A 24,783-nucleotide genomic window follows, 5' to 3' on the forward strand; every position below is an offset into this window, starting at 1 on the left:
GTTGATGTTGAAAAATGAAATTACTAGGTTATTAATGATAGAGCATCCAATTATTCAAGCACCAATGGCTGGAGGGATAACTACTTCGAGATTAGTAGCAGCTGTTTCTAATAGTGGAGCGCTTGGAATGATTGGAGCCGGATATTTAACTCCAGCTCAATTACAAGAGCAAATCAAAGAGGTAAAGCAGTTAACATCAGAGTGCTATGGAGTAAATTTATTTGTTCCAAACTTTTTTGAGATTGATGAAGCGAAGATTAAGAAAACCAATCAATTACTAAGCAAATATAAAGCGGAATTAAACATTCAAGAAGAAAATATACTTCTTCCAAGTATAGAGAATGCCAATCAGACATTTATGGAACAAATACAAATTGTTATAGAGGAAAAAGTTCCTATTTGTTCCTTTACTTTCGGTGTTCCATCCAAAGAAGTATTAAATGAATTAAAGAAACTAAACATTATCTCTATCGGTACGGCAACTACAGTTAAGGAAGCAATGGCAATTGAGGAACTAGGAATGAATGCTGTCGTTGTACAAGGAAGTGAAGCAGGAGGTCATAGAGGTAACTTTTTAAATGCTCACGAAGAAAGCTTGATTGGCCTAATGTCTTTGATTCCTCAAGTAGTAGATCGTGTAAAGATACCTGTTATAGCTGCTGGGGGAATTATGGATGGTAGAGGACTAATGGCTTCTTTAAGCTTAGGTGCATGTGCTGTCCAAATGGGTACTGCGTTTTTAACCTGTGAGGAAAGTGGTGCTCAACCAATACATAAAGAAGCAATACTCGAAGCAAAAGATGAAGATATAACGTTAACTAATGCTTTTTCAGGTAAATGGGCAAGAGGGATTAAAAATAAATTTATAATAGAAATGCACAAAAATGAAACTGATATCCCAATTTTTCCTATACAAAATACATTGACACAATCGATTCGAAAGACATCTTCTGAACAACATAATAAAGAATTTATGTCTCTTTGGTCTGGTCAAAGCCCCTTACTTGCTAGAACGGAGACAGCTGAAGCATTAATACAGCGGATCATAAAAGAAGCAAAAGGAATAAATATAAGCATGTAAAAACAAAGGGGCTGTCCAATAATTCCCTAAAATAATGCAAATGAAGAAAAACGACTTACATTATAAGAAATTTGGCGGTTTTTTTGTATACTTTTTTCATAAAAAAGTTCCAGTTTTATTATATTTTAGATTGAGAGAAGTAATTGATTGGAGTGAAGGAGGCGACCCCTACGGGAAAGCGAGACAGTCCGAGGCACCGCACTGTAGGAGGGCGCTGAAAAAGTCCTCACCGAGATTTCATAACAGTATGTGAACAACAGGTTGTTCACATACTCGATTTTTTTTTGGAGCCGTTAATTTCCGTTCCAGGCGGACGCGTTCCGCCGGCATGGCTTCAGCCGCTTCCCTTGCTCCTGCGCAAGCTCGTCGCAAAAAACGTTGCTCCTGCGCAAAGCTCGTCGCAAAAAATAATTTCGCTACGCTCAGTCCAGAGTCTTCAGCTCATGCACCTGCCGCTTCGCTTTCGGTGCAGAAGACATTTGCTATTCCGGCTGGAGTCGCCGCCTTCCACTCTAACTATTATCCGCTATTCAAGTAGATAAACATTATGCCATTAAGAGAGCAAGTTTTTATCACTTAAATTTTTTCAATTAGTGTTTATAGAAAATCGTTGAAAAAGGTGACACTCCTATGGGAATAGCGTTAGCCGAAGACCCTGCAGTTGAGGGAAGGCAATCTAAGTTCGCCGCAAAAGAACTTTTGCGGCAACGATTGCATGACCAACATCGTGTTGGCCTAGGAGGCTAAGGCAACGCCCGAGGAAAGGGAGCAGTTTCGACGATTTTCTTATTTATCGGACGACATTATTAGTAAAGTCAAATTCTATAGACTTTTTCAGTGCCCACGAAAAGCGTGCCCCTGGAACGGAAATAATCGTCATTTTATTAGTTAGAAGCTACGAAGAAAGTGGCTGCCCCTAAAAGTCATTTTTTATGACTTTCAAGACAGCCCCATTTTCTAGTTTGATACAATAATGTATTCATAATAAGGCTCATCTTGTTGCGTATCATCAAACCATTTCATACCTTTATAAGTAAAACCAATCTTTTCTAGTATTTTGAGTGAACCTTTATTCTCTGGACTCGCTGATGCTGTAACCTTTTGAATATTTGTGTGACTTTTAGCTAATTCTAAGCAAGCGTTAGCAGCTTCAGATGCAAAACCATTTCCCCAAGATGATTGAATGAAATGATAAATTAATTCAACTTCTTTCATGGAGCCAGCTATATTAAACCCTGCTGAACCAATAACCTCATTCGTCTCTTTTACTATTACAGCGTAAACGGATAACCCGAGGACTTCATGACATTTACGATAACCTGCGATTACTTGAGACAATAGTTCATGTGGGGTAGGTCCATCACATAATGCCATCACTTCTTGATTGCCCCAAAAATGTTTTGCAGACTCTATATGTTCTTCTTCAAATACGCATAAATACAATCGAGCAGTTTCCATTACAATCTTCAAATCCCCACTCCTTTTCACTGTTATCAATCTATAAATATGTTATCATGTCCTGTTTGCCTTTTATAGAAAATTTTATCTGCATTTTTTTTCACTTCGCAAATATTATCTGCTTTTTTTAAAGAAATGAAATTCTGATATCTCATTTAACTAAAAATAAACTAATCGGAATTTGTGTAAGTGTACGAGATTGATTAAATTACAAGTTTCTTATTCTGAGGCTCTATTAAACATGCTCTTTGTTAGCTCCTACAGCACATGGACACGCTTTTCCCACTGAAATCAATAGCAATATAAAACTTAATTTTTTCTAATAAAATCGTATGTTGGCACGACACTTGCATTATTAAAAGTGTATCAACAAAATTTTATCATTAGGAGGATATAGTAATGACAACACCTGAAATCTTATATTCTGTGAAAGCACAAAGAGGACCTGAGTTACGTTGTAAAGGATGGAGACAGGAATCCATCCTTCGTATGCTTGAAAATAACATGGAAAACGCAGAAAAACCAGAAGAGCTTGTCATTTATGGGGGAATCGGGAAAGCTGCACGCAACTGGGAATCCTATCATGCCATCGTGAAATCCTTAAAAGAGTTAGAGGATGATGAGACATTGGTCGTGCAATCTGGGATGCCGGTGGCGATCTTCAAGACTCATAAGTATGCCCCGACCGTGGTGATGGCAACGACGAACATCATGAAAGCAGATTGGCCGACATTCTACGATCTACAAGATAAAAACCTGACGATCTATGCGAACTATACAGCGGCACCTTGGGAGTATATCGGCACCCAAGGGGTGATCCAAGGGACATTTGAAACACTTTCGGCGATTGCACGCCTGCATTACAATGATTCACTCGTTGGAAAAATTCTGCTTACTGCAGGAGCTGGAGGTATGGGTGGAAACCAAACACGCGCGATGACGATGCATGGGGGTGTTGCCATCCTTTGTGACTCGAGCATCGAAATCATTCAACGTCGTATCGACAAAGGCTTCATCGATGAGGTTGCGGGATCGCTGGACGAGGCGATTGCGAAGGCGAAGGAATATGCGGCTGCTGGGAAACCGCTTGGCATCGCAGTCGTAGGAAATGCGGCTGATATTTTTGAGGAAGTGCTTGAAAAAGGATGGCTACCAGACATATCTACTTCCATGACCCCAGGGCATGACCCAATTTCTTACTTGCCAGCTGGTTATACCGTGGAAGAAGCGGAAGAATTACGTGATTCCAACCGTGAACTTTATCTGGAAAAAGCACGTGAGACAATGGTCCGTGAATTGAAGGCGCTTATCAAATTCATGGATTTGGGTGTCCATTCATTCGAATACGGAACAAGCCACCGCAAAGAATGTATCGATGCTGGAATGGACGAAAAAGAGGCGAAGCGACTACCGGGCTTCGTGGCAGAATATATCCGCCCGCTGTTCTGTGAGGGACGAGGACCATTCCGATGGGTTTGCCTATCGGGTGAGGCAGAGGACTTACGCAAGATTGACGACATGATCCTCGAGAAATTCAGTGACGACCACCTGGTGACACGTTGGATCAAGCTCGCGAAGGAACATATCCCGATCGAAGCGCTACCTGCGCGTATTTGTTATATGGGCTTCGGTCAACGCAAGGCCTTCGCATTAGAAGTGAACGACATGATCCGTCGCGGAGAACTAGCAGGACCTGTGGCATTCTCCCGTGACAACCTGGATTCTGGTTCGATCGTGAACCCGACATTCGAATCAGAAAACATGAAAGACGGCAGTGACTTGATCTCTGACTGGCCGATGTTGAACGGACTTTTAAACGCAGTAGGCATGTGTGACCTCATCGCGATCCAAGCGAACTATTCAATGGGGGAGGCAGTTCATACAGGCGTGACGATGGTTGCGGACGGAACAGCAGAATCGGATATGAGACTCGAGGTGGCGATGACCGTAGACTCAGGCATAGGGGTAGTTCGTCACGCACAGGCGGGCTATGAGATTGCACAGGACGTAGCGAACGGAAAAGGAAAATTAACAGAGGAGAGCATCAAGATCCCATTATGGTGGAAGCGTGAAGCGACATTTGGACCTAAAGATATAAAGAAAGAAGAAGCTAGAGTGAAATAAAATACAAAACAGAACGGCATTAAGCCGTTCTGTTTTTTGATGCGCATTTGTTACCATTGCAATGGCAAATAGATACGTAAAATCCTGTATGATATTTATCCCTTCATTTAAATAGTAGGTTTTTCAAGGTCATGCTTTTTAATATGATACTGTAGACTTTGGCGTGTAATGCCAAGTTTTTTTGCAGCTCTAGATACATTCCAATTTGATTGTACTAATGTTGTTTCGATTAATTGTCTTTCCGTACTATTAAAGATTTTTTTAAGAGGTCTTTGAGTATCCTCTCGCTGATTATAGGAAGTATTGGAATACATCATTATTTTTCCACGCATATAAGATGGAAGGTGCTCAATATCAATAGTTTCACCGTTTTCTGGAACTCGAATAATGATGTTTTCAATCAAATGTTCTAATTCTCTAATATTTCCTGGCCAAGTATAATGAAGAAGACTTTTTCGTAACCAATCTGAAAGTGGTGGAACTGTTTTTGATAATTTTGCTTGATAAGTATCTAAAAAATAATTTATAAAAAAATGTACATCTTCAATTCGATCTCTAAGTGGTGGAATGTATAAACTTGTATGTGCAATTCGATAAAATAAATCTAGTCGCATCCTATTTTCTGCAATAAGTTTCTCGGGATCTTCGTTACACGCACTTATAATAGTACATTTTACAGGTGCAACTTCGTTAGAGCCTACTTTACGAACTAGCCTTTCTTGTAGGACACGCATTAATTTTGTTTGCAAAGTAATGGGCATCGAGTTAATTTCATCTAAAAATAAGGTGCCATCTTGTGCATATTCAAATAATCCCATTTGGTCTGTAGCACCTGTAAATGCACCTTTTACTGTTCCAAATAACGTACTTTCGAGTAAATTTTCTGGGATTGCAGCACAATTTATTGCAACGAATGGTTTATTTGCCCGCGGACTATGGTTATGCATACTTTGTGCAAATAACTCTTTTCCAGTACCTGTCTCGCCTACAATTAATGTATCTGCATTATGTATAGAAACATTTTGAGCTTCTTTTATAAGTTCTAATAGAGCGAGGCTTTTTCCCTTAATATCATTAAACGTAAAAATAGTGCCATTCTTAGAATGGACTTTATCTTCGCTTGAAACATTTGCTTGTCTTTTTAGTTCAATTGTTTCGTGCAGTCGGTCTTTCAATTTTGATTCATTCGTGCTGATAGAAAATACTGAAATGGTTTTCCCGTCTTTTTGGATAGGAAATGTACTATAGTTAACGTATTTAGGTATACCATTAATTTTTGAATGTGCCCGATATCTAGAATAGATAGGTTTTCCTGTTTTAAATGTATGTCGATGTTCCGAGTATTGCGGATTGTAATTATAGACAGACCATAAATGTTTACCTATTATATCCTTGCTAGATAAACCTTCCATTTTCTCTTGAGCATCATTATACAAAGTAATTTCTCCTTCTGAATTACTCATCATAACTCCTTCATCAAGAGCTTCAATAATTTTTTCTAAGCAAAACAATCTTTCCTCTATATAAGTTATATCGCTTTCCGAATATTTTAGGCATAAAAAAATAATAGAACAATCGGAAGAAAAAACTTTCACATCTACTGATAACTTTCTTCCATCTAATTGAAGAGTAAATGATTCATTGTTGTTAAACTGGTTGTGATCACAGTCAATAAAACTACTAATAGCCATTCCATTTGAGATCTTAATAGGAAAGTCCATATCTAAGTCATACCAAAGAATATCATGATTCTCGTTTAGTGCAATCACTCCATCTACAAAACTTCGAATAATTGATCCGATAAATGCTACAGTCATGGTAGTTTTACTCCCTTCCATAAATAAAATTATCAATAGTATAACATAATTCTTCTGACTATTTAGAAGAGTCTGCATGTAAAATTTATCTGCACCTAATAAAACACAACTGTCTCTATATGTTTTGATAAATAAATAAAATTATTTAATTGTAAGTAAAAAAATATCTGCAGTGTTTTGAATGATTTTGGCATCTCTCTATCTATCAAAATTTCGGTGATAACAAAAATAGACTTATAAAATCAAATGAATTTACGGAATTTTAAAATAGTTTCAAAATGATTTAGAAAATTGGCACGGCTCTTGCATTATAAAAATGTGTAGAAAACAATTTTATAATTTAGGAGGAAATAGTAATGACAACACCTGAAATCTTATATTCCGTGAAAGCACAAAGAGGACCTGAGTTACGTTGTAAAGGATGGAGACAGGAATCCATCCTACGCATGCTTGAAAATAACATGGAAAACGCAGAAAAACCAGAAGAGCTTGTCATCTATGGGGGAATCGGGAAAGCTGCACGCAACTGGGAATCCTATCATGCCATCGTGAACTCCTTAAAAGAGCTAGAGGATGATGAGACATTGGTCGTGCAATCTGGGATGCCGGTGGCGATCTTCAAGACACATAAGTATGCCCCGACCGTGGTGATGGCAACGACGAACATCATGAAAGCAGATTGGCCGACATTCTACGATCTACAAGATAAAAACCTGACGATCTATGCGAACTATACAGCGGCGCCTTGGGAGTATATCGGTACCCAAGGGGTTATCCAAGGAACATTTGAAACACTTTCGGCGATTGCACGCCTGCATTACAATGATTCACTCGTTGGAAAAATTCTGCTTACTGCAGGAGCTGGAGGTATGGGTGGAAACCAAACTCGTGCAATGACGATGCACGGGGGTGTTGCCATCCTTTGTGACTCGAACATCGAAATCATTCAACGTCGTATCGACAAAGGCTTCATCGATGAGGTTGCGGGATCGCTGGACGAGGCGATTGCGAAGGCGAAGGAATATGCGGCTGCTGGGAAACCGCTTGGCATCGCAGTCGTAGGAAATGCGGCTGATATTTTTGAGGAAGTGCTTGAAAAAGGATGGCTACCAGACATATCTACTTCCATGACCCCAGGGCATGACCCAATCTCTTACTTGCCAGCTGGTTATACCGTGGAACAAGCGGAAGAGTTACGTGATTCCAACCGTGAACTTTACCTGGAAAAAGCACGTGAGACAATGGTCCGTGAATTGAAGGCGCTTATCAAATTCATGGATTTGGGTGTCCATTCATTCGAATACGGAACAAGCCACCGCAAAGAATGCATCGATGCTGGAATGGACGAAAAAGAGGCGAAGCGACTACCGGGCTTCGTGGCAGAATATATCCGCCCGCTGTTCTGTGAGGGACGAGGACCATTCCGATGGGTTTGCCTATCGGGTGAGGCAGAGGACTTACGCAAGATTGACGACATGATCCTCGAGAAATTCAGTGACGACCACCTGGTGACACGTTGGATCAAGCTTGCGAAGAAACATATCCCGATCGAAGCGCTACCTGCGCGTATTTGTTACATGGGCTTCGGTCAACGCAAGGCCTTCGCATTAGAAGTGAACGACATGATCCGTCGCGGAGAACTTGCAGGACCTGTGGCATTCTCCCGTGACAACCTGGATTCTGGTTCGATCGTGAACCCGACATTCGAATCAGAAAACATGAAAGACGGCAGTGACCTGATCTCTGACTGGCCGATGTTGAACGGACTTTTAAACGCAGTAGGCATGTGTGACCTCATCGCGATCCAAGCGAACTATTCAATGGGGGAGGCAGTTCATACAGGCGTGACGATGGTTGCGGACGGAACAGCAGAATCGGATATGAGACTCGAGGTGGCGATGACGGTAGACTCAGGCATAGGGGTTGTTCGTCACGCACAGGCGGGCTATGAAATTGCACAGGACGTAGCGAACGGAAAAGGAAAATTAACAGAGGAGAGTATCAAGATCCCATTATGGTGGAAGCGTGAAGCGACATTTGGACCTAAAGATGTGAAAAAGGAAGTTAAGGCATAAGGAAATGAAAAAAGGTAGTAGATATCTAGACATAGGATATCTACCCTTCTTTTCTTTTAGTTTCATGGATAAATGGCTCTAAAAAAACATAAATAGGGGGCAATGGAATGAAAAAGAATTTATTTCTTACGATAGTCATGATTTTCTCTTTAATCTTAGCGGCATGTGGGTCAGGAGAGGCTGATGCAGATGCAGATAAGAATGGTAGCGGTGGAGATAAGAAAACACTTAAAGTTGCAACAGAGGCTAATTATGCGCCTTTTGTTTATTTGGATAAAGGAGATATGACTGGTTTCGATGTAGACTTTATGAATGCTGTTGCAGCAGAAGCTGGTTATGAGATTGAGCTAGTTAATGTTGGATGGGATCCACTGTTTGTTGAAGTAAAAAGTAAGCTTTCTGATTTAGGGATATGTGCAATTACAATCAATGATGAAAGAAAGCAAACGTACGATTTCTCAGTTCCATATTATCTATCAACTAATAAAATTCTAGTTCCAGAAGGTAGTGATATTAAAACTGCTGCGGACTTAAAGAATGATAAGGTAGTAGCGGTATTAGGTGGAACGACTGGTCAGGAAGCAGTGGAAGGTATTCTTGGTAAAAATAATAGTAATATAAAAAAATTCGATAATAATAACTTAGCTATCATGGAAATGATTAGCGGTGGGGCTGATGCTGTTGTTGCAGATAATGCAGTAGTGGAAGAATATGCAAAAAATAATCCCGACCAAAAGCTTGTAGTAATTACAGATGAACAAGGATTTGAGAGTGAGTTTTATGGAATTATGTTTCCTAAGGGAAGTGAACTGACAGGAGATTTTGATAAAGCGGTGACTACAATTCTTGAAAATGGAACCTATACAAAAATCTATAAAGAATGGTTTGGAACAGAACCGGATGTAGATACAATACTTGCTCAACAGGAATGATATGAAAATGAAATAGCGTAACTTTGAATTTATTAGTTACGCTATTTAGTTTTTACTAGGGGGGGAACCTATTGGATTTTAGACTAGACATTTTAGTGGAATATATCCCTTTCTTTTTAAAGGGAACGTTATTAACAATAGGATTATCACTTATTGGAATACTACTAGGAACAATATTAGGATTACTAATAGGTTTAGGAAAAATGATGCGAAATAAAGTTATTTCTTTTATATGTAGTTGCTATATAGTATTTTTCCGAGGAACACCTTTATTTGTCCAAATCTTATTGATCCACTTTGGGGTAGTTCCTATGATTATTGGTCATACAAATGGAATAATAGCTAGTATTATCGCACTTTCATTAATAGCGGGTGCTTATATATCAGAAATATTCAGAGCTGGGATTCAATCGATTGATAAAGGCCAAATGGAAGCATCACGTTCACTAGGTATGAATCATGTGCAATCAATGAAAGATGTAATTTTGCCACAAGCATTCAAACGAATGATTCCACCACTGGGTAATGAGTTTATCGTCCTAATTAAGGAATCTTCACTTGCAGCGATTGTTGCAACTCCAGAGCTGATGTATTATGGGCGTGCATTAGCAAGTCAATATTACAGAGTATGGGAGCCTTATCTGACCGCTGCCCTTATTTATCTCATACTAACAACTACTTTAAGCTTCTTGTTAAATCATCTTGAAAGAAGGTTGGCAACAGAATGATACAAGTGAAGAACTTAAAAAAATCATTTGGTAGTAACGAAGTATTAAAAGATATTAATGTTGTCATAAAGCCAAAAGAAGTTGTGGTAGTTATTGGTCCATCAGGGTCCGGAAAATCTACCTTTTTACGATGCTTGAATTTACTGGAATCCATCACGGATGGTCGTGTTGCGATAGAAGGTGTTGATATAACGGATAAGAAGACAGATATTAATAAAGTTAGAACTGATGTAGGTATGGTGTTTCAACAATTTAATTTATTCCCCCATAAAACGGTAATGGAAAATATAATACTTGCCCCTATGAGGGTGAGAAAACTTTCGGAAGAACAAGCAAAGAAAAAAGGCTTAGATTTACTTCGCAAAGTGGGACTTGAAGAGAAGGCAAATGCTTATCCCGATTCCCTATCAGGCGGTCAAAAACAACGAGTAGCTATTGCAAGGGCACTTGCGATGGAGCCGAAAATTATGCTTTTTGATGAACCGACATCTGCATTAGATCCTGAAATGGTTGGGGAAGTTCTGGAAGTAATGAAGCAATTAGCAAAAGAGGGGATGACGATGGTAGTAGTAACTCATGAAATGGGATTTGCTCGAGAAGTAGGTGACCGCGTTATATTTATGGATGGTGGTTTCATAGTGGAAGAAAATATTCCAAAAGAAATTTTTGAAAATCCACAACACGATCGTACAAAATCCTTCTTGAGCAAGGTTCTCTAATAGTTTCCGAGATTTAAGAAATCAAAAATGGGGTGAAAAAATGAATAGCCTTCCAGAATCATTAGAAAATCATCAAGTTTCGTTTAATGAGCAACAAAAAATATATTCGTTTCGGAATTTCATAAAGTTCTTCTTTTTTAGTACGATAGGAATCTTTATGTTTTTTATACCTATCAATATAAATGATAAAAATTCCATTCCTTTAGATCATTTGGTTACATGGATTCGGTCATTTTCTAATACGGCAAATGCCTATTATGCCATGATATTAGTAGTTTTGGGTGCAGCTTACCCATTTTACAAAAAGACATGGCGCAAAAGTAAAGTGGAAATGGTGTTATCTGGTTTTAAAGTATTAGGAGCTATTGCTGCTTTTCTTGTATTGTTTGAAATTGGTCCAGCCTGGCTTATGGCAGAAGATATGGGCCCTTACTGGTACTATAGTTTGCTCATTCCTATTGGAGTTCTTGTACCAATTGGTGCCATCTTTTTAGCAATGTTAGTCGGATATGGATTACTTGAGTTTATTGGTATTTTCATGCAGCCGATTATACGTCCAATATGGAGAACTCCTGGTAGATCTGCTATTGATGCAGTTGCCTCGTTTGTTGGTAGTTACTCAATTGGTTTGTTAATAACGAACAGAATTTACAAGGAAGGTAAATATACAAAAAAAGAAGCAGTTATTATTGCAACTGGTTTTTCAACTGTGTCCGCTACATTTATGATTGTTGTGGCAAACACTTTAGACTTAATGCATATTTGGAATTTATATTTTTGGCTCACATTTTTAGTTACTTTTGTGGTAACAGCAATTACGGTAAGAATTTGGCCAATAAATAAAATGAGCGATGAGTATTACACAGAAGAAGGTTATCCAGAAGAAATTATAAAAGAGAATCGAGTAAAGTATGCATGGGAACAAGCAATGCTTACAGCTCATAACGCTCCTAAATTAAAGACAAATATTTATGAGAATGTCAAAGATGGATTAGTAATGGCAATGGGTATATTACCATCTATTATGTCCATTGGATTATTTGGGCTAATATTGGCCAATTATACACCGGTGTTCGACTTTCTTGGTTATATTTTTTATCCATTAACTTGGATTCTTCAAATTCCAGAACCACTTCTAGCTGCAAAGGCTGCAGCCATTAACCTGATCGATATGTTTTTACCGTCATTGGTTGTATTGGAGGCAAGTTTAGAAACTCGATTTATCATTGGATCTCTTTCCATCTCAACGATTCTTTTCTTCTCTGCTTTGATACCTTGTATTCTATCAACGGAAATACCAATTAAGATGACTCATATATTAGCAATTTGGTTTTGGAGAACAATTTTAACGCTAATTATTGTTACACCACTTGCATTTTTATTCCTCTAAAATAGGGAGGTGTGTAGCTGAAATGCGTCTCTTACTACTTATAATGGAGGTATGAAAACAATGAGTGAAAAGATAGAAGTTGATCTTTTAATTAGTAATGCAGCGGAAATCGTAACTTGTTCTGGCGAAGGTATGTCTGACATTGGAGTTCTAAAGAATACTTCGATTGTAATTAATGATGGAAGAATTATTGGAGTCGGGTTAAAAGATGAACTATGTAAGAAGTTTGATATTGAAAATACACAAATAATCGATGCGACTAGAAAAGTAGTTGCACCTGGATTTGTAGATTGTCATACACATTTAGTATTTAACGGTACTCGCGTAGAGGAATATGCAGCAAAACTGACTGGCAACAATCCTGAAAAATTAAAAGAACTTGGCATTACTACAGGCCCTAATCGGACAATAGAATTGACGCGGGATGCTTCCATAGAAGATTTATTTGAACAGTCCAAGAAAAGAATGCTAAGCATGTTAAATTACGGAATTACAACAATAGAGAGTAAAAGTGGATATGGTTTGACTACCGAAAGTGAAATTAAAATACTTGAGGTGGGAAGAAGGCTTGATAGGGAAACTCCTGTCGATGTATTAAATACTTTTCTGGGAGCACATGGTTTTCCGAAAGGTATGGAAAAGAGTGATTATCTCTCCATTATTATAAATGAAATGATTCCAGAAGTAGGTAAGCGCAATCTTGCAGAATTCTGTGATGCTTGGTGTGATGAAGGTTACTATACGGCGGAGGAATCAAAGCTAATATTGGAAGCTGCTTTGCAATATGGAATGAAACCGAAGTTACACGCAGATGCATATTCCTATATTGGAGGATCAGATTTAGCGGTGGAGATGAACATGGTTTCCGTAGATCATCTTAATTATACACCTGTTGAAGTAATGGAAAGGCTAGCACAATCCAAAGTCACTGGAGTATTAATGCCGGCATTGGATTTTGCTGTTGGACACAAGCAACCATTTGATGCGAGAAAAATGCTCGACTTAGGGATGGAAATAGCTCTTGCAACTGATTTATGCCCTGCATGTTATACAGAGTCCATGCAATTTGTTATTAACCTTGCATGTAGACTGTATAAATTCACAGTTGAAGAAGCAATAAAAGCGGCTACATATGGAGGTGCACGAGCACTAAATTTGTATGATCGTGGTGTTATTGAAGTAGGTAAACTAGCAGACTTGCAGATTTGGGATATTCCTACGTATAAACATATAGCTTACGAGCTTGGAACGAACATAGTTGAAACAGTTATTAAAGACGGCAAAGTAGTAGTCAATCGATAAAATAGGAGGAGTTATGGATGACAAAAAAACAATTCACTTCTGCTGCAGAAGAAGTAAAAGAAGAGCGCTTGCTCCAGTTGTTTTTGGAACTTGCAAAAATTAATGGTCCAAGTACAAAAGAACAACTTGTAGCGGAATATTTAATGAAAGCATTACCGGAGCTTGGATTTACAATTGAATTTGATGAAGCTCATAAAAATTTTAATGGTGAAGTTGGTAATTTAATTGCTTGGCATGAGGGAACTGATGCAACTATTCCTCCACTATTTTTCTCTACACATATGGATACAGTGCTTCCGACTGATGGACTTAAACCAGTTATAAAAGATGGAATTATCTATTCTGATGGCACAACTATATTGGGTGCAGATGATCGAGCTGCATTAGCTGCATATTTAGAAGGAATTCGAGCAGTTGTTGAAAGCGGGATACAACATGGACCAATTGAATTTGTTTTAACTGTTAATGAGCAACCAGGACTTGTGGGAGCAAAATATATGGACTATTCAAAGATTAAGAGTAAAGCAGGTTACATTTTTGATAGTAGTGGCGATGTCGGTCAAATAATTTTAAAAGGACCATACAGTAGTCGCATCTGGATGGAAGTGGAAGGTAGTGCGGCACATATTGCACTAAACGCTGAGGAAGGAAATAGTGCATTTCTAATAGCTGCAAATGGTCTATTGAATATGAAGTTAGGCACCATTGATGAAGAGACACTAGCTAATATAGGTATTATAAATGGAGGAGAATTAACGTCCATTATTCCTGGTTCTGTGAAGGTGGCAGGAGAAGTACGAAGCTTTTCTAAAGATAAATTAGAACGCCAGTTAAAGCATATGGAGGATGCGATGCAAGAGGCAGCTAGAAAAAGTGATGGTAAAGTAAATGTGCGTATTGAAAAGAAATATAGCGGATTTGATATTCCTAAGGATCATATTCTAACCTCCACGGTTGAAAAATCAGCGAGAAACATACATGTAAAACCATATTTAACCGAAACATTAGGAGGTGCAGATACTAATGTACTTAACGAGAATGGTTTGACTTGTATTACTTTAGGTAATGGGTTTCAAAACATCCACTCCTTTAGAGAATGTATTAGTATTGAAAACTTAATAAATACAGGTAGACTAACAGCTGATTTAATAGAACAATGGTATGAGAATCATAAATAATTATTCTATTTAGTAGTAGACATAGGGAGTGAACGGACAATGAGAAATGAAGAAGTAGTTGAATTAGATGGACGTACGTTAGATAGACATAAAATTGAGCGTGTGGTTTATGGGGATGTAAAGGCGATTGTACCAGAGGCTGATTTAATAAGGGTACGTGCTAGTCGGGAAAGAATCGAAAAACAGCTTAGAGATGGAAAAGTGATCTATGGAGTCAATACTGGATTTGGTAAATTAAGTGATATCGAAATAGAAAAAGAAGATATCGCGAAATTACAATTAAATTTACTACGTGCAGACGCAGTTGGGGTAGGAGACCCACTACCAACACCCGTTGTACGGGCGATGATGGTTCTTCGTGCAAATGCACTAGCAAAAGGTTTTTCAGGGATTAAAGAAGACACACTTCTATTATTAGTAAATATGATTAATAAAGGTATTCATCCTATTGTCCCTAGTAAAGGGTCAGTTGGAGCAAGTGGCGATTTGGCACCGTTAGCTCATGTAGCAATAGTGTTAATAGGTGAGGGGAAAGCCGAATATGAAGGTGAGATTCTTTCGGGTGCTGAAGCTCTCAAGCGAGCTGGTTTAACACCTGTTTCCTTAGAAGCAAAAGAAGGACTTGCATTAATCAATGGGACACAGGCGATGACTGGAGTTGGAGTTGTTACACTTAATGAAGCAGAACGTGTAGGCTTAGCCGCGGATATGGCTGCATGCTTAACAATGGAAGCACTACAAGGAATTATTTCTGCTTTTGATAGTGAATTATTAGCTGTGCGCCCACATCCGGAATTGGAATTCGTCGCTTCTCGAATGAGAAATTGGTTGGAAGGAAGTAAACGAATTACGCATCAAGGGGAAATAAGAATGCAAGATGCATACTCCATTCGATGCATTCCTCAAGTTCATGGTGCATCCTGGCAAGCATTTAATTATGTGGAAGAAAGACTGAAAATTGAAATTAATTCTGCAACGGATAACCCTATTATATTAGAAAATGGTGAAATAATTTCTGGTGGACATTTTCATGGTCAACCAATTGCATTGGCAATGGATTTTTTGAAAGTTGGGGCTGCAGAGTGGGCGAATATTTCAGAAAGAAGAACGGAACGTCTAGTTAATCCCCAATTAAGTGGGTTATCTCCATTTTTAGCTATGGATCCAGGTTTAGAATGTGGATTAATGGTTCCGCAATATGCTGCGGCTGCTCTAGTTTCGGAAAACAAAGTCCTTGCTCATCCAGCAAGTGTTGATTCCATTCCGACGTCAGCAAACCAGGAAGATCATGTGAGTATGGGGACTATTGGGTCACGCCAAGCACGTGAAATTGTTCATAACAGCGCGAGAGTCATTGCTATTGAGTTAATATGTGCATCTCAAGCGATTTACTTAGAGAAAGCGGAAAACCAACTTGCACCAGCGACAAAGGATTACTTAGAAAAAGTGCGAGCGATATGCCCGCCATTAGATAGTGATCGAGCAATCTCTGACCAAATGGAAGCATTAGCCCAGTATATTTTGCGAGAAGACGTATTAAAATTCGGCAAGTAATATTAATAAAGCTATTTCTAAAATGGGGGGAAGGAAATGACGGAATTTCGATTAAAAAGTAACATGGATAGCCTCATTACAGGTGTATTTGAGGACGTAATTAAATGGAGAAGATATTTTCATCAAAACCCTGAATTATCGTATGAAGAGATTAAAACATCTCAATATGTTTTTGAAACACTCACATCATTTGGAAATATAGAAGTTACACGTCCTACTAAAACAAGTGTAGTGGGACGCCTGAAAGGCAGCCAGCCCGGTGAAGTTCTAGCGATGCGAGCTGACATGGATGCTTTGCCCATAACGGAAGAAACTGGGTTGCCATTTGCTTCAAGTAATTCAGGTGTCATGCACGCTTGTGGGCATGACGGACATACAGCAATGCTCCTTGGTGCTGCTAAAATTCTTGTTCAACTAAAGGATGAAATAAAAGGTGAGATAAGATTTATTTTCCAACATGCTGAAGAACTCTTTCCTGGTGGTGCGCAAGAAATGGTGAAAGCTGGAGTGCTGGATGGTGTCGACAAAATAATTGGATTACATGTTTTTTCCAATATCCCAACTGGAAAAGTTATTATGCCTTATGGAACTTTCTCAGCAAATTCAGATGTGTTTGACATTAAAATTATTGGTAAGGGGGGACATTCCTCTCAGCCTGAAGAAACAATTGATCCCATATCAATAGGAGCGCAAGTAGTAAATAACATGCAGCATATAATTGCACGCAATGTAGCGCCATTAGAGCAAGCGGTAGTTTCCGTTACGGAGTTTAATGGTGGAACCGCAAAAAATATCATACCTGATTCCATTAAAATCGGTGGTGGAGTAAGAAGTTTTGATCAAGGAGTTCGAGAAAAAATTGTACATCGTATGGAAGAAATAGTGAAAGGAGTTACAGAGGCTCACAAAGCATCCTACGAGTTTGATTATATATATGGTTATGGTTCTGTAATGAACAATCACAAATTAACGGAGGAAATGGAAGAACTTATTAAAGAAGAATTTAGTGATGAAACAATTATGATTGTTCCACCGATGATGGGTGGGGAAGACTTCTCAGCTTTTTCAGACAAAGTTGCTGGCTGTTTTATTGGTGTTGGAGCAGCATTTGCTGATGATGGGCGTAATTTTCCCCATCATCATCCTCGATTCGATATTGATGAAAAATCATTGGAGATGGGCCTTAAGCTATTGATTAAGGCACCGTTTAAATTATTGAATTAACAAGTACATCATCTTAGAAAAACTCTATAAATAATTTCCCATAAAATAATGATAGAGAAGAGGAAAAGATGTATGTTTCAAGAACCTGTTGTAGCAGCAATGGTGATTTTAGGATTAATCGCTGTTGGAGAGGTAATATCTATTTTAACAAAAGCAAGAATTCCAATGCTGTTCATAGCGTTGATGGGTTATCTTGTACTAATTTGGACAGGAATATTACCAAAGAGTATGATTGTTGATTCTGGTTTCGTAACTGTAGGTACTGTTTTAGGTACTGCTCCGATTATTGTTCATATGGGGACATTAATTCCATTAAAAAGCATTAAGTCCCAATGGAGAGCGGTTGCAATAGCAGTGTTAGGTATAATCTTTGCTTCTGTGCTAATCTTAACGATTGTTACTTTCATTTTTGATTATTCTGTAGCAGTTGCTGGTGTTGGTCCTCTAACTGGAGGTATTATCGCCCTTCTTGTTACGTCAGAAGGACTAGCGGAGTTAGGCTTAGTTTCACTGGTGACAATTCCTGTATTAATTATGGCGATACAATCCTTATTTGGAATACCTATCGCGACAAATATTCTCCGTAAATATGCACTGAAAATTCGTACTGAAATGGACAATGGAACCTACGTCTCAGAATACAAGGCAAGCAATAATAATGAAAAGGAAAATGACAAGTTTTTTCTTCCGGATAAATTTAGAAGTAATTTAATTTTACTCTTCTTATTATTTGTCGGTGGAGCTCTTGCAGTTGTTCTAGGGAAATACACACCTATTCCATATAGTTTATGGGCTCTAGTTATCGGTGTCTTAGGTAGGTTAATTGGATTCTATCCAGAGAGAGTAATGGAGCGTGCGAATGCATTTACTGTCGGTATGGCAGGAATTATATTCTTAATTATTATCATGATGAATGATATTACATTTGGCCAATTTATTGGCTACCTCCCAGAAGTACTATACATTATGGTTGTTGGGATTATAGGAATTATTGTCGGTGCGTACATCGGATCAAAAATATTTAAGTGGGACCCACTTAAAGGGATTCCAGTGGCCCTAACTGCTACGTTTGGCTTCCCTGGAGATTATATTGTGTGTGAAGAAGTTAGCAGAAGTGTAGGAAGAGATAAAGAAGAAGAAGAAAAGATTTTTAATGAGATATTAACCCCCATGCTCGTAGGTGGTTTTACAACTGTAACTGTAGGGTCGGTTATTATTGCAAGTATATTAATAAAAACACTATAAAGGGAAATAGAAAAAAAGATTATGTAACATTCATAATCTCTCAGATTTAAGACAAACGGCAGTAAGGTATCTCTTAGCGAGTATGTGAACGACATTTCGTTCACATACTCGCTTTTTGTCTGGGTCCCGTTAAATTCCGTTCCAGGCGGACGCTTTCCGCCGGCATGGCTTCAGCCGCTTCCCTCGCTCCGCTCAGTCCAGGGTCTTCAGCTCATGCACCTGACGCTTCGCTTTCGGTGCAGAAAACATTTGCTATTCCGGCTGGAGTCGCCGCCTTCCACTCCATCAACTATTATCCGCTTTTCAATAAGAAAACTATCATTCATTAATAGATCAAGTTATTATCACTTACATTTTTTCAATTAGTATTTATAGAAAATCGTTGAAAAAGGCGACACTCCTGCGGGAATAGCGTTAGCCGAAGATTCCGCAGTTGAGGGGAAGGCAATCTAAGTTCGCCGCATCCTGCTCCTGCGCAAAGCTCGTCGCAAAAGAACTTTTGCGGCAACGATTGCATGACCAACATCGTGTTGGCCTAGGAGGCTAAGGCAACGCCCACGGAAAGGGAGCCGTTTCAACGCTTTTCTTATTTATCGGACGAAATTATTTAGTAAAGTCGATTTCTATGGACTTTTTAGTGCCCTCAGCGTAGGAGAGGAAGGAAGGCTATAGGCGCGTCTATTCAAATGTAAGGTAACCTAAGTTCGCCGAGTTCTGCGGCAACGATTGCATGACCAACGTCCTGTTGGCCCAAGCGGCTCGGCGCTCGCCCGCGGAAAGCGAGCGGTAAGCTTCGGAAAACCTGAACTAATCTATATAAAAATATATTCAAGTATGTTTAGTGTTTAAGAGATTATGGATTGACCATAATCTCTTTTTCAATTAAATTTCTTTTCGTAAACTAGAAGAAGGAATATTCAACTCTTCCCGATATTTAGTTATTGTACGTCTAGAAATTGTAATTCCTTTTTCGGTTATAAAATAATCGGCTATTTTTTGATCGGATAATGGCTTACATTTATTTTCTTTCTTAATAATGTTTTCTAAGAGTTGTTTAACTTCCGTTTGAGAGATAGAATTCCCATCCACTGTCTCAAGCTTGGAGGTAAATAACATGCGTATATCGAACGTACCATGAGGAGTTTGAATAATTTTATTCATAGTAGCTCTACTAACAGTAGACTCATGCATGTCAATTTCCGTTGCGACATCTTTTAATGTTAATGGCTTTAATGATGAAAAGCCTTCTTTAAAAAAACTAGCTTGTTTTTCCAATAACACTTTCATTATTTTCAAAATGGTTACGCGGCGTTGCTCTATACTGTTTATCAGCCACTTGTATTTGGAAAATTGATTGGAAATATAGTGTGATGTTTCATCTTTAACGTTTAATAAACTGGAATAGTCTTTATTTAGACTAATTTTTGGTAAATAGCTTTCATTTAAATAATGAATTAATTTTCCTTCTTTCAATTCAACTACAATGTCTGGTACTACATATTCCACTTTAAAATCAGCCAAGTGTATACAAGGCTTTGGGTTAAGGGTTTGTATAAACTCATAAATTTCTTTTACTTTTTCTAATGATATTTTCATCACACGTACAATATCGTTCCACTTTCTATTCGCTATTAGGTCAAGGTGATTGTCAATTATCGCTTTAGCCAGCAATTGATCTGGATAGTTGTATGTTAATTGTAATTGTAAGCACTCTACTAAACTTCTTGCGCCAATACCGATTGGTCCAATCTCTTGGAGAAGATGGATGCCTCTTTTAACTGCATTTTCATCATATATTGCACTATCATCTAAACGTAAGTACCCGCTATCATCTAAATTTTGAACTAGATATAAAAGGAATTGTTGATCTTTTTCTTTGAAATGAAGCCTAACTTGTTCACATAGCTTCTGCCTCATACTGATTTCCTCGTTTTTTATAAAATCAAGCATATCTGATGTAGGAGAGGAAGAAAGCGATTTTCTATTCGTTTGCTCGGTATATACTATATCCTTTGTCTGTTCCTTTAATTCTATCAATGGATTTTCAATCTCTTGTTCTTTTATGTATTGATATAAATCGTAAGTGGAGAATTGTAATAGTTCGATGGCTTGTCTTAACTGAAATGTCATAACTAAGCCGAGTTCCTGTCTTTGGTTAAGAATCAAATCCATTAACTAACCTCCTTCAATAATTACGAAAGCGTTTTCATTATTATACAATATATTCTCAGAATTTTCGACAAAAATAATGAATATTAAGAATGTTCTAACACGGGTGTAGAAAGAAAAGAGCAAAAACAATGGAATGCTTTTGCTCTAGTATGCTTAAAATTCTCTTTTGTTAACAAGCATCAATGCTTTTTGCGTGTTTGCAAAATGCCATTTTGTAATGGATTTTAGAAATGCTTCTCCATTTTTTATATAAATTTTTGCTGCTATTTCATCCACTTTTGCGCTAGCACCTTTAGGGATAGTTGTTCCGGCTATTTCGGTAAGACGATCCATCTCCTTCAAAAAAGCATATCTTGCTATAATGGAAGCTGCTGCAACAGAAACATGAAGTTGTTCAGCTTTTGTAGCGAAGAGTACATTTTCACGTATAATTTCTTTTTCCATCTTAATATGATTATAGTAGATTCCACGTTCAGCAAATTGATCGATTAATATAAAAGATGGCTTTTCAGGATTTATTTTGTTTATTACATGCTTGAGTGCTTGGTTATGCATGAGTGCTTTTATTTTCCCTTGGGACCAACCTCGGCTCTGTATATCATTATATTTTTCATTTTTTAATACTAGAACACTGTGTGATAATGAAGCCATTAAATCAGGTGCCATTTTACGCATCACATCATCGGTAAGCATTTTTGAATCTTTGACTCCTAGCTCGTTAACTAACTCTATTTGGTCTTCGCGTACAAAACATGCAGCAACTGTTATAGGACCAAAATAATCACCCGTTCCAGTTTCATCTGATCCGATGACAGATAGAGAAGAGAAATTAGGTGGTAATGTATCGCCTTTAGTAGAAACGGTAACTTTTTCAGGAGACATTCCCCATAAAGAAGCTTCCTGAGATGCTCCGTTTCCTTGAAACATGACTTTGCCAGATTTATAGACTGTTATAGCTGTATCGGTTAGCTTTGCCGCAAAAACGACACCTGGAGCAGATCTTTCAATTTTATAATTCATATAATGAAGTTTCACTTTTTTAATCTCATCGGGTGATAACACTAGCACTACATTGGACATTCGATTGTTCCTTTCTTCACATCAGAATCTATTTCGTGTTATTATAATTAATAGGATTTTCTGGGGGAGGGTATGTCTTTGTCAGAACAACAAAAAACAAGAATTTCTGTTGATATATATGGACAGAATTATACAATGGTAGGTCCAGAAACTTCTGGACATATGCGTCTTGTAGCCTCCATGGTAGATGATAAAATGAGAGAAATTCATTCTCATAATAGTCAACTAGATATTGCTAAACTTGGGGTGTTAACAGCCGTTAATGCAGTAAACGATTACATAAAAGTAAAAGAACAATTAGAGCTTCTGGAAGAAGAAGTGAAAAAGTTAAAGGACTGAAAAAATGTTAGATATTCTGATTTTAATATTACTAGTAGCTGGTTTAATTACTGGCGCAAAACGAGGGTTAATTGTTCAGCTTATTCATATGACTGGATTTATCATCGCTTTAATCGTTGCCTATACTTATTATAAACCACTTGCGGATAAATTTGTTTTATGGATTCCGTTTCCAGCAGTAACTGCGGGATCTAAGCTTACAATTGCTGTAGAAAGTTTAGATTTGGATCAAACATTCTATCGTATTATTGCATTTGCACTTATTTTTGTTGTTGTAAAGTTTGCATTACAGTTATTAGCTTCGATGTTTGATTTTTTAAAGTATTTGCCTATACTTGGTTTTATAAGCAATATTGTTGGTGCAGTTTTAGGATTTATAGAGTTTTATTTTATATTATTTGTTTTACTTTATGTTTTTGCGTTACTACCGATAGATTTTATTCAAAATTTAATTTCCAAGTCTATTTTGACATCTTGGATGTTGGATCATACTCCTTTACTATCGGAAACAGTAAAAAAATGGTGGTATATTTATATCGAAAAATAACTTCTCTCAGTAGAGGGAAGTTTTTTTTGAATATCTAAACTTAGCACATAGCTACTCAAGGCACTGACCAAGTGCTTGCTTCTATGGACAGAAAGGGGTTTTTGTTTTGGATAAAAAGACAATCATTAAAACTTTAGAAAAGATTGCATTATATATGGAGTTGCAGGGTGAGAATCCTTTTAAAGTTTCTGCATTTCGGAAAGCTGCCCAAGTAATAGAATTAGATTCAAGAAGTCTTTCAGAAATGGATAATATTTTATCACTTAAAGGGATCGGTGCTGCGACAGGAGCTGTTATTGAAGATTTGATGAATAAAGGAGAATCCTCTTTAATAATTGAACTACAAAATTCAGTGCCAAGTGGATTACTTCCTATGTTAAAAATACCTGGGCTTGGCGGTAAGAAAATTGCAAAGCTTTATAAAGAATTACAAATAGATTCAATTGAAGCATTGAAAGAAGCATGTGAATCACATAAGGTTCAAAAACTTCCTGGCTTTGCCGCGAAGACAGAAGTGAAAATACTAGCTGAATTAGAAAACTTTCAAGTGAAACCTGAAAGAAGTGCAGTTTGGCTATTAGAGCCAATTGTTGAAATAATTAATGAGAAGCTTTCACATATTACCGCGATTGAAAAATTTTCTGTTGCGGGTTCTTATAGACGGGTAAAGGAAGCAAGTAAGGACATTGACTTTATCATTGCAACAGAGTACCCAATCGAAGTTAGAGAAGAAATTTTGAAAGTTCTCCCGGTTTTAAAAGTTATTGCTGCTGGCGACACAAAAGTTTCTATTACACTTGACGTAGAGAATGAGGTAGACGTTGACTTTCGTTTAGTAAACATTGATCAATTTGCCTCCGCTCTCAACCATTTTACAGGTTCAAAAGATCATAATATTAAAATGAGGCAAATTGCAAAGGACCATGGGAAAAAAATAAGTGAATACGGTGTGGAGTTAGAAGACGGGACAGTTCAGCATTTTAAAACTGAGGAGGAATTCTATGCATTTTTCGATTTGCCATTTATTCCACCAACTGTTCGAGAGGATGGCTCAGAATTTACAAAACTAGATCAGCTATCACGACTTGTAAAGTTAGAGGATATAAAGGCAGACCTTCATATGCATACTACTTGGTCTGATGGAGCTTATTCCATAGAGGAAATGGTGGAAGCTTGTCGAACTAAAGGATATTCGCATTTAGTCATTACGGATCATTCCGATTATTTAAAAGTAGCAAATGGATTAACAAAAGAGCGTTTGTTACATCAAATAGAAACAATTCACGAGATAAACGAAAAGTATACAGATATCGAAATATTTACTGGGACAGAAATGGATATTCTACCTGATGGCTCGCTAGACTTTGATGATGATGTTTTAAAACAATTGGATTTTGTTATTGCTTCGATCCATTCAAGCTTTAGTCAGCCGGAGGAGAAAATAATGGAGCGTTTGTTTAACGCTATTAAAAATCCTTTTGTTCACATGATTGCACACCCTACCGGAAGAATAATTGAAACTCGGAATGGGTACAATCCCGATGTCCCGACTTTAATCGAGTGGGCTAAGGAATATGGAAAGATACTTGAACTCAATGCTAGCCCTTATCGGTTAGATTTAAAAACAGAATATTTGAGGATTGCAAAAGAATCAGGTGTTCCGATTGCCATAAATACGGATGCTCATCATATAAACCAACTTAAATACATGGATCTTGGAGTACGTTATGCACAAAAAGCTTGGTTATCCACAGATGAAATTGTGAATACATGGTCATTGGATAAGTTTAAGCAATTTATAACGAAATAAATAGGAGG

Annotated in this window: 19 protein-coding genes; 15 read left to right on the top strand and 4 right to left on the bottom strand. The window is 37.8% G+C overall.

Annotated features, from left to right (window positions below; genetic code table 11):
• The first annotated feature begins 4 nt into the window (after positions 1 to 4).
• Positions 5 to 1,081 (top strand): NAD(P)H-dependent flavin oxidoreductase, encoded by a 1,077-nt coding sequence (locus tag PGC35_RS13490; protein WP_375219523.1) that lies wholly within the window; start codon positions 5 to 7, stop codon positions 1,079 to 1,081.
• Between the two features lie 957 nt (positions 1,082 to 2,038).
• Here PGC35_RS13490 and PGC35_RS13495 read toward each other — a convergent pair.
• The gene (locus PGC35_RS13495; RefSeq protein ID WP_375219524.1) at positions 2,039 to 2,551 is read right to left on the bottom strand and encodes a GNAT family N-acetyltransferase; all 513 of its coding nucleotides are present in this window, start codon (positions 2,549 to 2,551) and stop codon (positions 2,039 to 2,041) included.
• A 387-nt stretch (positions 2,552 to 2,938) separates the two neighbouring features.
• Between PGC35_RS13495 and hutU (PGC35_RS13500) the strand changes: the two genes are divergently transcribed.
• Positions 2,939 to 4,663 carry a urocanate hydratase gene (hutU, locus tag PGC35_RS13500; RefSeq protein WP_375219525.1) on the top strand — a complete coding sequence of 575 codons (1,725 nt, stop codon included), beginning with the start codon at positions 2,939 to 2,941 and terminating at the stop codon, positions 4,661 to 4,663.
• Positions 4,664 to 4,770: 107 nt separating this feature from the next.
• On the opposite strand, the gene PGC35_RS13505 is transcribed toward hutU (PGC35_RS13500), so the two are convergent.
• Positions 4,771 to 6,480 carry a sigma-54 interaction domain-containing protein gene (locus PGC35_RS13505; protein WP_375219526.1) on the bottom strand — a complete coding sequence of 570 codons (1,710 nt, stop codon included), beginning with the start codon at positions 6,478 to 6,480 and terminating at the stop codon, positions 4,771 to 4,773.
• 356 nt (positions 6,481 to 6,836) lie between these two features.
• Here PGC35_RS13505 and hutU (PGC35_RS13510) point away from each other — a divergent pair, with 356 nt between their 5' ends.
• The 10 genes from hutU (PGC35_RS13510) to PGC35_RS13555 all read left to right on the top strand — a co-directional run bounded on the left by hutU (PGC35_RS13510) (position 6,837) and on the right by PGC35_RS13555 (position 18,827).
• A complete protein-coding gene (gene hutU, locus PGC35_RS13510; protein ID WP_375219527.1) occupies positions 6,837 to 8,555 on the top strand; it encodes a urocanate hydratase in 1,719 nt (572 codons plus the stop codon).
• A gap of 107 nt (positions 8,556 to 8,662) precedes the next feature.
• Positions 8,663 to 9,487, top strand: coding sequence for a basic amino acid ABC transporter substrate-binding protein (locus PGC35_RS13515; RefSeq protein ID WP_056831451.1), 825 nt, complete (start codon positions 8,663 to 8,665; stop codon positions 9,485 to 9,487).
• Positions 9,488 to 9,558: 71 nt separating this feature from the next.
• Positions 9,559 to 10,215 carry an amino acid ABC transporter permease gene (locus PGC35_RS13520; protein ID WP_375219528.1) on the top strand — a complete coding sequence of 219 codons (657 nt, stop codon included), beginning with the start codon at positions 9,559 to 9,561 and terminating at the stop codon, positions 10,213 to 10,215.
• Positions 10,212 to 10,934 (top strand): amino acid ABC transporter ATP-binding protein, encoded by a 723-nt coding sequence (locus tag PGC35_RS13525; protein WP_053588687.1) that lies wholly within the window; start codon positions 10,212 to 10,214, stop codon positions 10,932 to 10,934. The genes PGC35_RS13520 and PGC35_RS13525 overlap by 4 nt, the downstream gene beginning before the upstream one ends.
• Positions 10,935 to 10,974: 40 nt before the next feature.
• Positions 10,975 to 12,324, top strand: a complete 1,350-nt coding sequence (locus PGC35_RS13530) for a YjiH family protein (RefSeq protein WP_375219529.1) — start codon at positions 10,975 to 10,977, stop codon at positions 12,322 to 12,324.
• A gap of 60 nt (positions 12,325 to 12,384) precedes the next feature.
• Complete coding sequence (hutI, locus tag PGC35_RS13535) at positions 12,385 to 13,626, top strand: imidazolonepropionase (protein WP_375219530.1); 1,242 nt, start codon at positions 12,385 to 12,387, stop codon at positions 13,624 to 13,626.
• 17 nt (positions 13,627 to 13,643) lie between these two features.
• Positions 13,644 to 14,804, top strand: coding sequence for a M20/M25/M40 family metallo-hydrolase (locus tag PGC35_RS13540; protein WP_375219531.1), 1,161 nt, complete (start codon positions 13,644 to 13,646; stop codon positions 14,802 to 14,804).
• A 39-nt stretch (positions 14,805 to 14,843) separates the two neighbouring features.
• A complete protein-coding gene (hutH, locus tag PGC35_RS13545) occupies positions 14,844 to 16,358 on the top strand; it encodes a histidine ammonia-lyase (RefSeq protein ID WP_375219532.1) in 1,515 nt (504 codons plus the stop codon).
• 36 nt (positions 16,359 to 16,394) lie between these two features.
• Positions 16,395 to 17,582 (top strand): amidohydrolase, encoded by a 1,188-nt coding sequence (locus PGC35_RS13550; protein WP_375219533.1) that lies wholly within the window; start codon positions 16,395 to 16,397, stop codon positions 17,580 to 17,582.
• Positions 17,583 to 17,654: 72 nt separating this feature from the next.
• Positions 17,655 to 18,827, top strand: coding sequence for a hypothetical protein (locus PGC35_RS13555; protein ID WP_375219534.1), 1,173 nt, complete (start codon positions 17,655 to 17,657; stop codon positions 18,825 to 18,827).
• A gap of 882 nt (positions 18,828 to 19,709) precedes the next feature.
• Here PGC35_RS13555 and rpoN read toward each other — a convergent pair.
• Positions 19,710 to 20,999: an RNA polymerase factor sigma-54 gene (gene rpoN, locus PGC35_RS13560; RefSeq protein ID WP_375219535.1), complete on the bottom strand. Its 1,290-nt coding sequence runs from the start codon at positions 20,997 to 20,999 to the stop codon at positions 19,710 to 19,712.
• A gap of 153 nt (positions 21,000 to 21,152) precedes the next feature.
• Entirely contained in the window at positions 21,153 to 22,079 is a 927-nt protein-coding gene (rnhC, locus tag PGC35_RS13565) for a ribonuclease HIII (protein ID WP_375219536.1), read from the bottom strand.
• A gap of 78 nt (positions 22,080 to 22,157) precedes the next feature.
• On the opposite strand from rnhC, the gene zapA reads away from it, so the two are divergent.
• The 3 genes from zapA (at position 22,158) to polX (ending at position 24,775) form a co-directional block, all read left to right on the top strand.
• Entirely contained in the window at positions 22,158 to 22,418 is a 261-nt protein-coding gene (gene zapA / locus PGC35_RS13570) for a cell division protein ZapA (protein WP_056831474.1), read from the top strand.
• A gap of 4 nt (positions 22,419 to 22,422) precedes the next feature.
• Positions 22,423 to 22,965, top strand: a complete 543-nt coding sequence (locus tag PGC35_RS13575) for a CvpA family protein (RefSeq protein ID WP_053588697.1) — start codon at positions 22,423 to 22,425, stop codon at positions 22,963 to 22,965.
• A 106-nt stretch (positions 22,966 to 23,071) separates the two neighbouring features.
• Positions 23,072 to 24,775 (top strand): DNA polymerase/3'-5' exonuclease PolX, encoded by a 1,704-nt coding sequence (polX, locus tag PGC35_RS13580; RefSeq protein ID WP_375219537.1) that lies wholly within the window; start codon positions 23,072 to 23,074, stop codon positions 24,773 to 24,775.
• The last annotated feature ends 8 nt before the right edge of the window (positions 24,776 to 24,783 follow it).

Origin of the sequence: Psychrobacillus sp. PGGUH221 (genome assembly GCF_042055255.1) — a bacterium.
Lineage (GTDB): Bacteria > Bacillota > Bacilli > Bacillales_A > Planococcaceae > Psychrobacillus.

Excerpts from the sequence above, each read along its gene's own strand:
- PGC35_RS13490 (WP_375219523.1), top strand. The coding sequence starts at position 5 with ATGTTGAAAAATGAAATTACTAGGTTATTAATGATAGAGCATCCAATT.
- hutU (WP_375219525.1), top strand. The coding sequence starts at position 2,939 with ATGACAACACCTGAAATCTTATATTCTGTGAAAGCACAAAGAGGACCT.
- PGC35_RS13505 (WP_375219526.1), bottom strand. The coding sequence starts at position 6,480 with ATGACTGTAGCATTTATCGGATCAATTATTCGAAGTTTTGTAGATGGA.
- hutU (WP_375219527.1), top strand. The coding sequence starts at position 6,837 with ATGACAACACCTGAAATCTTATATTCCGTGAAAGCACAAAGAGGACCT.
- PGC35_RS13515 (WP_056831451.1), top strand. The coding sequence starts at position 8,663 with ATGAAAAAGAATTTATTTCTTACGATAGTCATGATTTTCTCTTTAATC.
- PGC35_RS13525 (WP_053588687.1), top strand. The coding sequence starts at position 10,212 with ATGATACAAGTGAAGAACTTAAAAAAATCATTTGGTAGTAACGAAGTA.
- PGC35_RS13530 (WP_375219529.1), top strand. The coding sequence starts at position 10,975 with ATGAATAGCCTTCCAGAATCATTAGAAAATCATCAAGTTTCGTTTAAT.
- hutI (WP_375219530.1), top strand. The coding sequence starts at position 12,385 with ATGAGTGAAAAGATAGAAGTTGATCTTTTAATTAGTAATGCAGCGGAA.
- PGC35_RS13540 (WP_375219531.1), top strand. The coding sequence starts at position 13,644 with ATGACAAAAAAACAATTCACTTCTGCTGCAGAAGAAGTAAAAGAAGAG.
- hutH (WP_375219532.1), top strand. The coding sequence starts at position 14,844 with ATGAGAAATGAAGAAGTAGTTGAATTAGATGGACGTACGTTAGATAGA.
- PGC35_RS13550 (WP_375219533.1), top strand. The coding sequence starts at position 16,395 with ATGACGGAATTTCGATTAAAAAGTAACATGGATAGCCTCATTACAGGT.
- PGC35_RS13555 (WP_375219534.1), top strand. The coding sequence starts at position 17,655 with ATGTTTCAAGAACCTGTTGTAGCAGCAATGGTGATTTTAGGATTAATC.
- rpoN (WP_375219535.1), bottom strand. The coding sequence starts at position 20,999 with ATGGATTTGATTCTTAACCAAAGACAGGAACTCGGCTTAGTTATGACA.
- rnhC (WP_375219536.1), bottom strand. The coding sequence starts at position 22,079 with ATGTCCAATGTAGTGCTAGTGTTATCACCCGATGAGATTAAAAAAGTG.
- PGC35_RS13575 (WP_053588697.1), top strand. The coding sequence starts at position 22,423 with ATGTTAGATATTCTGATTTTAATATTACTAGTAGCTGGTTTAATTACT.